Consider the following 15283-nt stretch of genomic DNA (forward strand, 5'->3'; position numbering starts at 1 on the left):
GCGCAGTATCTATGATATATTTACCAAAGTTTCAAAATTGTAAGTAACAATGCCTTTTCCGAACGATTCCGAATTCACCACAAGGCTTTTGTCCTTTTTATTCTGAGTTAACTTATCGTTGTTTACAATAAATGAATAATTCTTGGCTACATTCTGAAGAAAACGAACATCATCAATCTTATAAAAATCTCCGTCCTTATTACCGATTTCAGTTAGCTTTCCGTTGTCTGATTTCTTATAACTCTTACTATCATTTAACCTGACATTTTCTCCATCTTCAGACCATGTCCCCTTTTCAAGAGAACCTTCCAATAAAGTTGCTGGTAAATGTGTTTCTACTAATTCAGGTACTATCTTGCATTTTTCAAAAGAGTGATCTTTAAATAAAAATAGTAATTCTGAAGAATCGTATGAAAGGTATTTATTGTAAAATCTATCTATATTTTTAAGAAAATACTCATTTTCAATTCTCTCTTCATCAGCATGGCTAATGGCTTTGAGTAAATTAGTATTTCTTATTACATATTCTTTCCTTCCCAGATTCGACAATCTTTCATACAGGTCAATTGTTTCGGAACCATAACTTTTCATAGTTTCATCCATTCCTCCAATTTCTAAATAATCCTTCTTTTTACAGGCAAAACGACCAAAAGCATTTCTTAAAAAGTAATATCTCTTTTTGGTATCAGCTACCACATAAACATCAATATTATTGGAAAATACCTCATTGAGATATGCAGCATATCCTGTTCCGGTATAATTGTCTGCATCGACATTAGATATAATTTCTCCTGTAGCAAGCTTAAATAATAAATTTCTTGAATGCGTCCTATCAAAGAAAACCGGTTCTTCTGTTCGATAATATTTAAGAACTCCACTTTTTAAGTGAGTGCCCATATTGCCCTTTACCCATTCCTCTAAACCATCAGAAGAATTATAATCCAGCAGCACGAACTCTACTTCAGGATAATCCTTATTATTTTCAATATTTGCAGGAAGGGTCTGCATAATGTGATGAAGTCTGTTCATGCAAACCGTACAAATAGAGATTTTTAATAGACCCATTGAATTTATTTTTCTATAAAAATAGGTCTCACATTTTTTATTGATTGTAACAAAAGATACAAACCGCCAAAAAATATATACCTAATTTGAATCATTAATTTTCTGCAAACAGATCAAATACACATTTTTAAAACCGTTAAAATGAAAACATTGCGCAACCCTTGGATCTCTATTTCTCTCTATCATAATGAAATAGAAAAAATCATTCATGATGTAGTTCTGCCAATCAAAGATGAATTATATGATAAGGAGCTGACCAGCAAAGTAATTTTCAACCGTAGTTTTGATCGCGGAGAAAATGTGATCATAATGTGTGAGATCAATGAGGAAAACAACAGAGATTTGATAAAATCTATTGCCAGACATAAGGCTACGGAGTTTTTTAAAAACAATCCTGCTCCGGCAAAAAAAATTGAACTACCTGTCAACGACTGGTTTTTACCATACCCAAATAATCATATACATATCAATGATTATTTTTTATTCGACATTATGGAAACTGGTGGACTGCAAGCTTCCACTCACGCAGAAGAATTGCTGTCAGAATCCTCCTCTACAATACTTGATTTTATTGAAGCTACAGACGATGGATGGAACATAGACACTGCTATTGGCCTTGGTATTCAACTTCATGTAGTCCTCTTCCTCGCTTTTGACAAAAACCTAGAAAATGTATCTAACTTCTATGAATCATTTTTTAACAACATTTTAAAAGTAACACAAGGAGGCCAGGATCAGGAAAAATTCAAAAATGAACTATTGGAAGGCTTGCAATCAACCTTTAGTGAACAAAAAGAAAATCTAAGAGATTACGTATGCTATATCACTTCTACCATACTTGATAATGATGAATTTGAAGACGAATGGCTTAACGACTGGTATAATCTGTGTGGTAAAATAAACAATAAAGTTAATTCACTTCAAAATACTGGTGAATTCATTGCTCCTGAAGACTTCCAATTTAATGAAAATTTAGGTACCAGCGAAGAAGATCAGCAAAAGTGGCTGGTAATTCAATATTACCTTAGGTCCATTAATTCGCAGTTGGGAATTTTGAATGCATATGAACTTAATTTGATTTACACAATCAAAGAATGCATTGCGCTAATAGCTGAGGAAGCCAACACCTAATGCCCTTTAATGAAGTAAAGATCCAGGTTAATCTAATAATGAAACATAAAATATCATTTTGCACTGTCTGTATGAACAGACTGCATCACTTAAAACAAACCCTTCCTCAAAATATAAAGAACAATTTGTCGTATGGCAAACTGGAATTTATAGTAATGGATTACAGCTCTTCTGACGGACTTTCTAAATGGATAATGTCAGAAATGTCAGAATACATTGAGAATGGAATTTTAGTGTATTATCGCTATGATGAAGCAGACTATTTTGACAGAAGCCATTCCAGGAATCTCATGTTCAAGTTGGCAAGCGGTGACATCATTTGTAATACGGATGCTGATAATTACTTGGGTAAAGGATTTGCCGAATATATCGCCCAAAGATTTGAGGAACAGGAAAATTTTTTTTTGGTACCTGATACAAAAAGAAAATATTATTATCTCAGAGATGCATTAGGCAGATTTTGCGCATCAAAAGAAGACTTCATGGCTGTCTCTGGATATGATGAAAGAATGAGCGGATATGGATTTGAAGATGATGATCTTTATGACAGGCTTATCAACAATGGTAAGCAAGAAGTCATCATAATGGATTTAAACTATCTGCATGCCATAAAGCATGGAAATGAAAACAGGGTTGAGAATGAATTCTACACCAATTATTTCCATAAAATATACATTAACTATGAAACACATGAGAAATCAAATGTTTTAGTATTGTATAAAAATGGTACTGCACACAAAGGTATTCTATCACCCAATACCAGTACTCCTGCACCTGCAGTCCTTGCTAACAATCAATGGGAATCTGCTCAATGGAAAAAAGAAGGTGACAAAATAGTTGTAAAATCAAAAGAAACTGAAGCCGAATACCCATACGCAGAGCAGGATGATTGCTTAAATCATAATAATTCCATTTATTACAACATCACTAATGAGCAATTTCTTGCTAAGCTTTCTTATGACCTTCCACTTATCACGAATTACGGGCATTTCCTTTCTAACAAAGAAAAAAGAGCTGGAGTAAATAAAAATGGGTTTGGAAAAGGTACTGTATACAAGAATTTTTCAACAGTAAAAACAATCGTTTCCTAGACAGTACGAAAATGATTCAAAGCTATCCTTTGAAATTCAGTGTTGCAATGACGACTTATAACCATGAGCAATACATTGCGAAAGCCCTTGACAGCATTATATCTCAGAATCATGACTACAAATATGAAATTGTAGTAAGTGACGATTGCAGCACAGACAATACAAGAGAAATAATTAAAAGTTATCATAAGAAATACCCTGAAATTATAAGGCCGATATTAAATGAAAAAAATATCGGAGTTTCGAAAAACTGTCTACGTAATTTCAGATCCTGTACAGGTGAATACATTGCCACTCTTGATGGAGATGACTATTGGACAGACCCTGATAAAATCAAAAAACAAATTACCTTTCTTGACGAGAATCCACAATACGTAATTTCTTGTCACAGATACAAAAGATTTTATATAGATACTCAGAAATACGAGGAAGATCTTCATCCAGAGCTTTTTGCTGATAAACCAGAAGGATTTGAATTTGGTCAGGAAAATTATTTTGAAAAATGGCTGACACAAACTCTGACCATTGTTTTCAGAAACAGTGCTATGCAGGATACACCTCATTTCGAGAAGAATAGATACTGTTGGGATACCCAGATTTTCTGGACATTGCTAAACAAAGGAAAAGGTTATGTACATAATTTCTTTGGTGGCGTCTATCTTATTCATTCCGGTGGTGTATGGAGCAAACATATAGATCAGCAAAAATACTCACTGAACTACCTTAGCATTGAAGAGCTCTACAGAGACTTTCACGAAAACATCCATCTAAAAAGAATTTATAATCTTTATAGAAAAAATTTACCCTGGATTAAAAGTGAATTCAGAAAACCATTAAACCCGGAAACTCTAACCAATAAAAAATTTACCATAGTTTGTGATGACAATTGGGGTGAAGAATTATACAAGGCCTTTGATCTTCCACAGCTCTCCCCTTTCATTGGAATACGTATTTATAATAAGGATTTCGTTAAACTTTCAGAAAAGTTTAACTATTACATCAATCTTGAAATTAAATTCATCAATTCATCAGAAAGCAATAATATCAATGACTTCAGACATACATATGGAGTTCAATACCCAATTGGAAAACTTGATGATATTGAAATCCATTTTACCAAATTCAGATCAGGACAAGATGCGTTAAAATCCTGGGAAGAAGGAAAAAGCAAAATTGTATGGGATAATATCTATTTCAAGATGGATGCATCATATGAAGATGAAAACATTAATGAAATAAATGACTTTCAGAATATATCGGCTAAAAATAAAGTTTGCTTTTTAAAATATCACGACAAGAATAAGCTTAAAGAACTTAAAAATAAAGATAATCTCATCCTCATGGATTTCTGGAATCCTGAGAGTGACATATTCTTTCCATATTCACTGAGTACCTTTGACCTAATTAACTGGCTAAATACAGGGAAAGCACAATATTATCAGAGCCAGTCAGGTTTAACCAAAATATTCTCTCCAGTCAGAAAGAGGTTCTTTTATTTCACTGAATTTAATAGTGATATTGCTGACCTTTTGGATGCTGATTTATACTCTAATGCATACAAAATAAAAACTGACACAGACAATGAAATTATCAATATTTCTTACAACAAAGATAACGATGAATATTTCCGCCTGTCATTACAAGAACCACAGCATCCGTTAAGTCTTGATTTATATGTTGATCTTTCTCAAAAAGAAAACAGACATATTATGATCTTAATGAGTGGGAACAAAGCAGCTAGTTTGACAATGGATATCGTTGCCAGAGATGAAAACGAAAATGATTTTTCAATCAAAAGTCTAACTAAAGCTTTTATAGAACAGGAGTATCAGTGGCTTCACTTTGATTTTACCTCTCTCCCAGAAGATCAAAACTTCAACTTCCTCATGTCAAGAATAAAATCATTTTGCTTTTATATCAATGAAGGAGAAAAGGCTCAGGGAGAAATAAATCTGTTGGCTTTCTTCGCAGGATCTATTAATAAATTCAAGGAATTAATCGACTGATTCTACAATCGATTAATTCCTAATCATTCCTATACAACTCCGTAAGTGTCCTTTTCAACCAGAACAATATGTTCAGTTCAGTATTAAAGTTAATACCCAATTGTCCATCTATGGAAGACACCATAAAATAAGCTATCTGCCAAGACTGATAAGTTTTATTATCAATTTTACATCGGATTGTCGGATTGTCTTTTACATCATAGGGCATGGTTAGTTTTCCTGATTCGCTTAATTCATCAAGCCTATTCTTGTATTTACAGCAAGCTTCTTTCCATGCATTCATCCAATCATCTTCAAATAGTTCTGCAGAAGATAAACTATCTTCAATAAAATCTATGTATGCCAAGAGCTGCTCCTTTTGTTCAAAATAAGATATCTCCAGATCAGCTAATATATTAACAGAATTGTTATCCATCTGACTGAACATACTTTCACAAACCCATGACAAAAACTCATATTGATTATATCTATCAGGAATAAAATAATAAAGAAAAATAAGATTAAACGATATTGCTTTTTCAATACAATCCTGTTTCTGAATAAAATGATTATTTGAAGAAGCTTCAAACAAAAGGATTTCAGACGATACAGACAACAGTTCAGATAAAGCCTTTCCTCCTTGCACACCAATTGAATAAGTGATCGGACTTGTATATAAATCTTCAGTAGAAAATAATTTAAGATTTTGTAAATCGATACCATCTAGTCCAACCTTATGTTCACACATAGTTAAATCTATAGCAGAGATACTATAATTCGATTGTAAGTATACTTCTCCAAAATAATCATTAAGCATATCTACTAGTAACGGCTTTATTTCTCTTTGATAATAAAATGGAGAAGTAACAAAGTTTAATTGAATAACATTATTGTTAGATCCCATACGATGATAGAAATATGTGATGCAAAATTTATCATGCAGATGTTTTTTAAAGGGTAAAATAAATTCCATAACAAATCTTGAAAACTCATCATACCTCACAGCAATACTTATCCATCTGTCTTTGTGGATTGCATTTATGTGCTTTGTATCTATACTATCTGAAGGACTAGTGGTATCTTCCATCTTATCTCATAATGATCATGAAAATTTAATTATTTTTTAGAACATCTGACATATCTTAGCATAAAAAAAATATTTTATAACTACCTTTGTCTTTTACTTTTACTCTTCCTCAAAACAGACTATGACTTTATCAAAAAAATATCCGATTAAGTTCAGTGTTGCAATGACAACGTATAATCATGAAAAATATCTTGCTCATACACTCGACACTATTTTTGCTCAGATACATGATTATTCATTTGAAATAGTTATCAGTGATGACTGTAGCACAGATAAAACACAAGAAATAATAAAAGAATATCATCAAAGATATCCGGATAATATAGTTCCTATTCTACATAAGAAAAATATTGGTGTTTCGAAAAACTGTTTGCATAATTTAAGATCATGCCGAGGTGAATACATCGTTACACTGGATGGAGATGATTACTTTACTGAACCTAATAAATTAAAATGGCAGATTGAGTTTTTGGATAATAATCCTGACTTTGTTATATCATGTCATAGATTTCAAAGATTCTATGAAGATACAGGAAGGTATGATATTGATTTTTACCCTGAACTATTTATCAATAATCCTGATGGATTTGAATTTGGTCAGGAAAAGTTTTTTGACCAATGGTTAACACAAACCTTAACTGTCGTATTCAGAAGCAGTGCTCTTGACAATACACCCCAGTTGGAAACCTTCAAATACTGTTGGGACCTAACTATTTTCTGGACTGTTATGACAAAAGGAAGAGCCTATATTCATAATTTCTTTGGTGCTGTATACAGAATTCATAGCGAGGGTCATTGGAGTCAGAAAAATATTGATAAAAAATATACACAAAATTATCTGATCTTCGATGAGCTTTTAAAATTTGATCCGGATAATATACATATAAAAAGAATATTTGAAATTCATCAGAACAATCTGCTTTGGAGGGAAACAGAAAACAGAAAGCCACTTGATTTAACCAAAATCAACAACAAAAATTTCACTATCATAAGTGATGACAATTGGGGGGCAGAAGTTTACAATGCGCTAGGAATCCCATATCAAACTCCTTTTGTTGGAATCATAATTTACAACAAAGACTTTATAAAACTTGCGAGTGATTTTGAGTACTATTTAAATCAAAGCATTCGATTTGTACCTATATCACAATCAAAGTATGTCAAGGGATTTCAGGAGAACTTCGGCAGACCATATCCACTTGGAATATTAGGTGAATCCATTGAACTTCATTTTGTGGACTATACATCGGAAGAAGAAGCATTCACTAAATGGAATGAAAGAAAATCCAAAATCAACTACGATCGTTTATTTTTTAAAATGGATGGAACCCGTGAAACAGATAATGTTGAAGATATCAAACAGTTTATATCGCTTGATATTACTAACAAAGTATGCTTCCTTGGATTCTATCAGCAGGGAAAAGTTAAAAATGATCCGATAAAAGATGAATTGGTTATAATGGAAAACTGGAGTCCGGTAAGTGAAATATTCTTTCCATGCTCACTAAACTATTTTAATGTAATTGATTGGATAAACGGAGGTAAAGGCTATTACACTGAACTAAAACCATATACAGATAACATATTTAAAACTATAACCGGAAGATCAGAGTTCTTTCTGACATTTGATGAAAAAGCTGAAAGTACAATAGATGCACTGACCTATCCAGAAGCTTACCAATTAAGCATTGATCAGGAAACTGAATCTGTTAAAATCAACTATAATAAAAAAGAATCAGAGTTCTTTCATATTCCCGCACAATTAACAGACCAAGAGTTGAATGAAAGTTTATTCCTAGACCTATCGTTTCCGGAAGACCGACATGTATTTATACTTACAAGAGGTAGTAACGGAACAAAACTTGGTTTAAACCTCGGTGCAAGAGGTGAAAACAATTTATATGATTTTATTTTTGAAACAGAAGGAATCGAGCAGCCTCTGAATGATGATTACCAGTGGATTCACTTTGACTTTTCAATATTTAAAGTTGATATTCCTACAGAACAAATGTTTTCCAGAATAAAAAGCTTTTATCTATATGCAAACCCTAAAGAAGAAGCATCTGGAGAAATAGAAATAATGGCTTTGTTCAGTGGTTCGAAAGAAAAATTCCAGGAGATGCTGAACTAAAGTAAAATAAAAATAAGACCACATTCTGCTCTTTCTATGAAAGATCCAGAATGTGGTCAAAAATTAATTATTACCCTAAACTATCTGTATATATTATCTTTACCCGTAAGCGTCTTTAAAGAATTTTTTAACGCATTGAACATGTTCAGTTCACTGTGAAAGGTTATACCCAGCTGACTGTTTAACATTTTCAATATAAAGTAAATAGCCTGCCAATGTCTGTATCGATCCTCATCCATCTCTATAAATATTGTTTCGTCCTCTAAATAGCTAAAAGGAATAGTAGGCCATCTTTGTTTTCTATTCTGAATTAGCAGTCTGTCTTTACAATCAAGACATGCATTAACCCAATTATTCAACCATTCTTCTTCAAATTCTTCCCTATTATCGAGGCTTTCAAGGACATACTGACTAAGCCCCAAAAAGGTATCCTTCTGCTCTTCAAAATATAGATTTGCATCTAAAATTTTCTTTATTTTCCATTCCTGTAAATCATGTACATTATCAACCTTTTTAACCTGATATAAAGTCTTATAAACAAGCCAGGACGAAAACTCATACATACCCTCCAAATCATTAAAAAATGAATGTATAACAGGGTAATACATCAGCAGGCACTTATCGAGAATATTTTGTTCTGATGTATCATCATCATTTCCAGAAGTAAAAACTTCACTTAAAATACATTGTGAAGATTTAACAGAAAGATCCCTTATTATTCCTACTTCCTTTTTACCAACGATATAAGTAAGATTATCAATAAAAAAATCTTCAATGCTAATGATACGCAGATCCCACATATCAAAGCCATCAAGATTAGTCTTGGGTTGAATAACATCATCACAAATTTCTTTTACTTCAAGATCATCAAGAAATTTACGATCAAAATAATTATTCAACCTATCATAAAGCAAAGGCTTGAGATACATTTTAAAGTTATATGGAGAGACACTAAAGTCTAACTGAATAATATTTCCAAAAGTTACTCCCATCCAAAAGTCTGTTGCCAACCTGTAATAAAAGCTGGAAGCGATATTTTTCGATTTAACTTCTTCAAATAACGGAATTATAACTTCTTGAGTAAATCTTTTAAAATCGTCTATCCGGATATTAACAGTGGTATAATGCTCTTTGAATATTGCACTTGTCCACCCGATATTTTCAAGGTGTTTGGATTGAATGGCCTGCATCAGATAAAAATTTTAAGGTGCCTTTAATATGATAATCAACCGTCAATTATTCGGTATGTAAATAAAATATAAAAAAATAAACACCTGTGTATCATTTGTTACAGATCTTCTTATTTCATCAACCTAAATTTCATCTGTCATTAATAATCTCAGATTTTCAATGGAATATGTAATTAAAAGTACTTTATAATCATTCAATAAATAGCTGAGCTTTACTATGACCGATAATTAATTTTTCTAACGAAACACTAACTACACAAGCCATGAATCAGCCTCTCTATGTAACTAAGCCTTACCTTCCCCCTCTGGATGAATTTAAATCATATCTTGAAAAAATATGGGAACGACAGATCCTTACTAATGGTGGTCCCTTTCATGAGCAGTTAGAGGAAGAGCTGGCCAAATATCTTGGAGTTAAATACGTTTCACTTTTTGCAAACGGAACCCTGGCTTTAATGACAGCATTACAAACATTAAGAATATCAGGTGATGTAATCACTACGCCTTTCAGTTTTGCTGCAACAGCACACTCCCTGCTTTGGAATGGAAGTAAACCTGTATTCTGTGATATAGAACCCGGAACATACAATCTTGACCCAGCCAAGCTTGAAGCTTCTATCACACCGGATACAAAAGCAATAATGCCTGTACATGTTTATGGAAATCCCTGTAAAATAGAAAAGATACAGGAGATTGCCACAGCTCATGGATTAAAAGTGATCTATGACGCCTGCCATAGCTTTGGCGTTCGATATAAAGGGGAATCCATTCTTAATTATGGTGACTTGTCTGTATTGAGTTTTCATGCAACAAAAATATTCAACACCTTCGAAGGAGGTGCCATCATTAGTCATGATCCCATTACCAAAAGAAGAATTGACTTTCTGAAAAACTTTGGATTCTCTGATGAGGTCACCGTTGTGATGCCTGGCATGAATGCAAAGATGAATGAAGTTCAGGCAGCAATGGGACTAATTCAACTAAAAACAATTGACCAGAGAATTGATCGTCTTAAAAACGTATCATTGAATTATAAAAAGAGATTAAAAAATGTAGAGGGAATAACTTTCCTTGAAGAGATATCCGATACTAAACACAATTATTCCTACTTCCCTATTTTGATTGATGAAGAAAAATTCGGAGTGAGCAGGGATAAGACTTACGAACTACTAAAAGGTTTCAATATATACACAAGAAGGTACTTCTATCCTCTGATCAGTGAATTTCCTGTTTACAAATCTTTACCTTCTTCAAATTCTTCTAACCTTCCAATAGCAACGGAGGTTTCAAAGAAAGTATTATGTCTTCCAAATTTTGCAATGCTGACACAAAGTGAAATTGACCATGTATGTAATTCAATTATCGAAATTCAGAAAACGGTAAAAGAGGAAGTCGGTCAGGATGCCAAACTGGTATTTTAACAGAAGATTCAATAATCAATGCCATTTCAGATAAGACCTGTAAAGTTTAGTGTAGTAGTCTCTACACATAATCATGAACTTCATTTAATAAAGGCATTAAAAAGTGTCTTTGCTCAGGAGCATGAATATAACTTTGAAGTCATTATAACCGATGACTGCAGTAGAGACAGGACCCGAGAGATCATAGAGCTGTTTCAACTCAGATATCCGGACAATGTAATTCCACTTTGCCAGGATAAAAAAAACCGGGCATCTGAAAATGTTCTACTGGCATTTCAAAAGTGCAGAGGTCAGTATACTTTGCTTCTTGATCCCAATGATTATTGGACAGATACAGAAAAAATCAAAAAACAAATTTCATTTCTGGATGAGCATCCGGAATATATTTTTTCTTGCCATAGGTTTAACAGGCTTAATGAGTCCACAAATGAAATTCAGGATGATTTTCACCCTCTAGTTTTTAAGGATAAGCCTAATGGTTTTGAATTCGGTCAGGAAAGATATTTCGATTACTGGCTAACTCAATTATCTACCATGGCAATCAGGACGGAAGCCCTGAAAGATATCCCTAAACTCGAAACGTTCAAATACTATTGGGATACGCAATTATTCTGGCTATTACTGCTTAAAGGAAAAGGATTTGTTCAACCATTCTTTGGCAGCGTATACCGCATTAAAAGTGAAACAGCAGGAAATAAATTTGATCTGTTAAAGCAAAACTCTTTAACCTTTTTGATTATAGAAGAACTGCGTCAACGATACACCTGCAATGAACATATTAAAAGAATATATGAGCTCTATCAAAAAAATCTTTCATGGAGTAAAAGTGCGAACAAAAGGCAATTGAATCTTGATAAGGTGATCAATAAAAACTTCACAATAGTAAGCGACGATAATTGGGGTAAAGAGGTTTATGATGCATTTAACATTCCTTATCAGTCTCCATTTATCGGTATACAGATTTTCAATTCAGATTTCATAAAACTGGCCAATGATTTTGAGCATTACATTGATAAGCCTATAAAGTTTATAAATCTTTCAGAATCTAAACACCAAAGATCTTTCAGACACTACATTGGCGATGATTATCCGTTAGGACTTCTTGACAATGATATTGAATTACATTTCATTGATTATAAATCACCCACTGAAGCTCTGAAACATTGGAACGACAACATCTCTAAGATAAACTTAGAAAACCTGTTCTTTAAAATGGATGCATCAAGAGAGGAAAACAATTTAACATCAATTGAGGCATTTGAAAATATAAACAGATCAAATAAAGTCTGTTTTGTAAATTGTCACGACAAGGAAAAAAAAGTAAAAGATAATTCAACCCTGCATTTAATTGATTACTGGAATCCTGTCAGTGAGATTTTTTTTCCACAATCACTTTGTTCCTTTGATTTGATGGGATGGTTGAATGGCAAGGAAGTTAAATATAATAAGAACTATCAGCCTGAAAAGGACATCTTCATTACACCGGACAAACGGAAATATTTCTTTATTCAGTTTGATCAGGACAATTTTCATGCATTGGATTCAAAATTTCACCCTGAGACACATGAGATACTATACAATGAAGAGACTGAATCGGCTATTATAAATTATAATAAATCCGATCTTGAATACTTCTGTTTATCAGCACAGGAATGTCCACATCCAAAAACTTCAGATCTGTTCGTAGATTTGTCAGAAAAAGAAAACCGTCATATCATGGTGCTGGCAAAAGGAAACCCTTCACACCAGTTACGTATAGACTTCATAGGAAAAGAAGAAGACGAAAAGGATACCATCCTTCATATAGACGCAATAGTGCAACCACTTCAGGAGGATTTCCAATGGATTCACTTTGATTTCTCTTTCATTGATGACCCAGCCACAAAGTACCTGTTTTCAAGAATTAGAAGCTTTTATTTTTACCTGAATCCAAAAAACACAGCTCAAGGAACCTTAGAGTTAATGGCTTTCTATGCTGGCTCAAAGGAAACTTTTGAAGAACTGTTAGGATGAAAAAAATTCAGTTTTTGAATTAAACTAATTAAATTCTTCGAAAAGTATTAAACAACAACCTGGTAATTCTTACCAGACCAGCCCTTCTGTTCTCCATAAATGGAAAAATTTATAGTACCAGATAGTCTTTTATTCGACTAAGCCATATTCCTTGTCATATTTAGATTCCAACAAGCTCAGAATAATTGTTTTTAATTTGGAATAATCTTTCCTTATTCTCCCCTCAACATATTAATTCCTTACTTAATCTGCTCTAGGTTATTTTAAAATTTGAGTTATCCCACCTTTTTAAATTCCCCAAAAAATATAAGTTAAATCTTATATATTTAAAACATTATGAAAAAGATCTTCCTGATAACCATCGTATTTCTGTTATTATTGGACAATAATGCCCAGTCGCAGATCGCAAGAGGTGCTGATGTCGGCTGGCTTTCACAAATGGAAAACTCCGGACGAACCTGGAGAGATAGCAATGGAATTCAAAGAGATCTATTTGATATCTTAGACGACTACTGCATCAACTCTATAAGATTAAGAGTATGGGTCAATCCTGCTAATGGATGGAACGGCAAGCAGGATGTGGTAAACGTAGCTAAAAGAGCTGCGGCGAAAGGCTATAGATTGATGATTGATTTTCATTACAGCGACTCCTGGGCTGATCCGGGCCAGCAGACAAAACCCGCTGCATGGGCAAATTATAATGTCAGCCAATTAGGACAAGCTGTTTACAATCACACAACCGAAGTACTCAATGCTTTAAAAGGTCAAAACATAACACCGGAGTGGGTTCAGGTCGGAAACGAGATTAATAATGGCTTGCTATGGCCGGAAGGACAAGCATCAACAAACATGGCCAATTATGCATCCTTTGTGAATAAAGGATATGAAGCAGTTAAAGCTGTATTCCCTAATACCAAAGTTATTGTACACATTGCCAATGGATTTGATAATGCGCTTTTCCGTTGGAACATTGGTGGCTTAATAAGCAACGGGGCAAAATTCGACATCATAGGTATGTCTATGTATCCCAACACTCCCCAGGATTGGCAAACCTACGCTCAACAAACACTAACCAATATGAATGATATGATTTCTAAATACAATAAGGAAATCATGGTTTCTGAAATCGGAGTTTCTGTTTCTGCTCCTCAGGAAGGAAGACAATTTGTAGAACAGGTCATTAAAAATTTACAATCTCTATCAAATAAAAAAGGTCTGGGAATTTTCTGGTGGGAGCCTGAAGCATATAATTGGCAAGGTTATGATAAAGTAGCCTGGACAGGCAATTGGGGAAACTCTCCCTATCAGGCAACAGATGCAATGTCCGGATTTAAGTATAATTGTGAAAACAAACCTCCGTCAATTACCTTTTCTTCTCCAGGGAACAATATAAATTTGTGTCAGGGAACCCATGTAGAGCTTAATGCAAATGCTATTGATAGTGATGGTTTAATTTCCAGAGTTAACTTTCATGATGGTACTACTTTGCTCTATACCGACTATAACGCTCCTTATAGTTATTCATGGGAAAGTCCATCTGTTGGTACACACACTATTTCAGCTCAGGCTATTGATAATTTAAATGCCGCAACTACTTCTGGGACATCAACTATTACTATAATTGCTGCTCCTCAGATAACAATCACCAGTCCTGCAAACAACTCAATTCTTCCATCTTCCGGAGGATTTACAACTGTCACACTGAATATCCAAACAACAAGTCCGGATATAACTTTAATCGAATTTTATAACGGAAACAATCTCATTGGTAATACACAAACTAACTCCTATGCATGGAATCAGGTGCCAAATGGTTCTTATAAGAACATTACTGCCTTAGCAACCACTTCAGGTGGATGCAAAGGAACATCTGCCCCCATTTCATTCGAGATCAATACTGTTACCGGGCTAAAGGATAATTTCAATGCTGATATTACTATTTATCCAAATCCATCCAGCAATGGCTTTAACATAGATCATTTAAATAACTCTTTGGTTGAAATTTATAATTCCCAAGGGCAGCAAATTGAGCAGATTCAACCAGCAAAACATGTCAGTTTCGGAAGTCAATATCTTCCCGGCATATACCTGGTTAGATATGGAAATGGAAGGATGGTAAAAGTGATTAAATATTAATGAGCATTACATTACTTATTTATAGGAATTAAA

At 33.6% G+C, this 15283-nt stretch carries 10 protein-coding genes; 7 read left to right on the forward strand and 3 right to left on the reverse strand.

Annotation, left to right across the window (positions count from 1 at the left end):
- Positions 1-9: 9 nt before the first annotated feature.
- Positions 10-1065, reverse strand: coding sequence for a glycosyltransferase family 2 protein (locus tag K350_RS31245; protein WP_081671006.1), 1056 nt, complete (start codon positions 1063-1065; stop codon positions 10-12).
- A 141-nt stretch (positions 1066-1206) separates the two neighbouring features.
- On the opposite strand from K350_RS31245, the gene K350_RS0114055 reads away from it, so the two are divergent.
- From K350_RS0114055 to K350_RS31250, 3 genes are read left to right on the forward strand one after another with little or no spacing between them, the layout of a single operon-like run.
- Positions 1207-2196, forward strand: a complete 990-nt coding sequence (locus K350_RS0114055) for a lantibiotic dehydratase C-terminal domain-containing protein (protein ID WP_028980463.1) — start codon at positions 1207-1209, stop codon at positions 2194-2196.
- A 38-nt stretch (positions 2197-2234) separates the two neighbouring features.
- Entirely contained in the window at positions 2235-3287 is a 1053-nt protein-coding gene (locus K350_RS28785; RefSeq protein WP_162144176.1) for a glycosyltransferase family 2 protein, read from the forward strand.
- An 11-nt stretch (positions 3288-3298) separates the two neighbouring features.
- Positions 3299-5293 (forward strand): DUF1919 domain-containing protein, encoded by a 1995-nt coding sequence (locus K350_RS31250; protein ID WP_051313142.1) that lies wholly within the window; start codon positions 3299-3301, stop codon positions 5291-5293.
- Positions 5294-5312: 19 nt separating this feature from the next.
- Here the strand turns inward: K350_RS31250 and K350_RS0114070 are convergent, their stop codons facing one another.
- Entirely contained in the window at positions 5313-6359 is a 1047-nt protein-coding gene (locus K350_RS0114070; protein ID WP_028980465.1) for a hypothetical protein, read from the reverse strand.
- A gap of 121 nt (positions 6360-6480) precedes the next feature.
- Between K350_RS0114070 and K350_RS31255 the strand changes: the two genes are divergently transcribed.
- Positions 6481-8490 (forward strand): DUF1919 domain-containing protein, encoded by a 2010-nt coding sequence (locus K350_RS31255; protein ID WP_051313143.1) that lies wholly within the window; start codon positions 6481-6483, stop codon positions 8488-8490.
- Positions 8491-8570: 80 nt separating this feature from the next.
- On the opposite strand, the gene K350_RS0114080 is transcribed toward K350_RS31255, so the two are convergent.
- On the reverse strand, positions 8571-9680 hold the full coding sequence (locus K350_RS0114080) for a hypothetical protein (RefSeq protein ID WP_028980466.1): 1110 nt from the start codon (positions 9678-9680) through the stop codon (positions 8571-8573).
- 263 nt (positions 9681-9943) lie between these two features.
- Between K350_RS0114080 and K350_RS0114085 the strand changes: the two genes are divergently transcribed.
- The 3 genes from K350_RS0114085 (at position 9944) to K350_RS32020 (ending at position 15250) form a co-directional block, all read left to right on the forward strand.
- On the forward strand, positions 9944-11101 hold the full coding sequence (locus K350_RS0114085) for a DegT/DnrJ/EryC1/StrS family aminotransferase (protein ID WP_028980467.1): 1158 nt from the start codon (positions 9944-9946) through the stop codon (positions 11099-11101).
- 18 nt (positions 11102-11119) lie between these two features.
- Complete coding sequence (locus K350_RS0114090) at positions 11120-13114, forward strand: DUF1919 domain-containing protein (RefSeq protein ID WP_028980468.1); 1995 nt, start codon at positions 11120-11122, stop codon at positions 13112-13114.
- 336 nt (positions 13115-13450) lie between these two features.
- Positions 13451-15250: a glycosyl hydrolase 53 family protein gene (locus K350_RS32020; RefSeq protein WP_081671008.1), complete on the forward strand. Its 1800-nt coding sequence runs from the start codon at positions 13451-13453 to the stop codon at positions 15248-15250.
- Positions 15251-15283 lie beyond the last annotated feature (33 nt).

The sequence above is a fragment of the Sporocytophaga myxococcoides DSM 11118 genome, from assembly GCF_000426725.1.
GTDB lineage: Bacteria > Bacteroidota > Bacteroidia > Cytophagales > Cytophagaceae > Sporocytophaga > Sporocytophaga myxococcoides.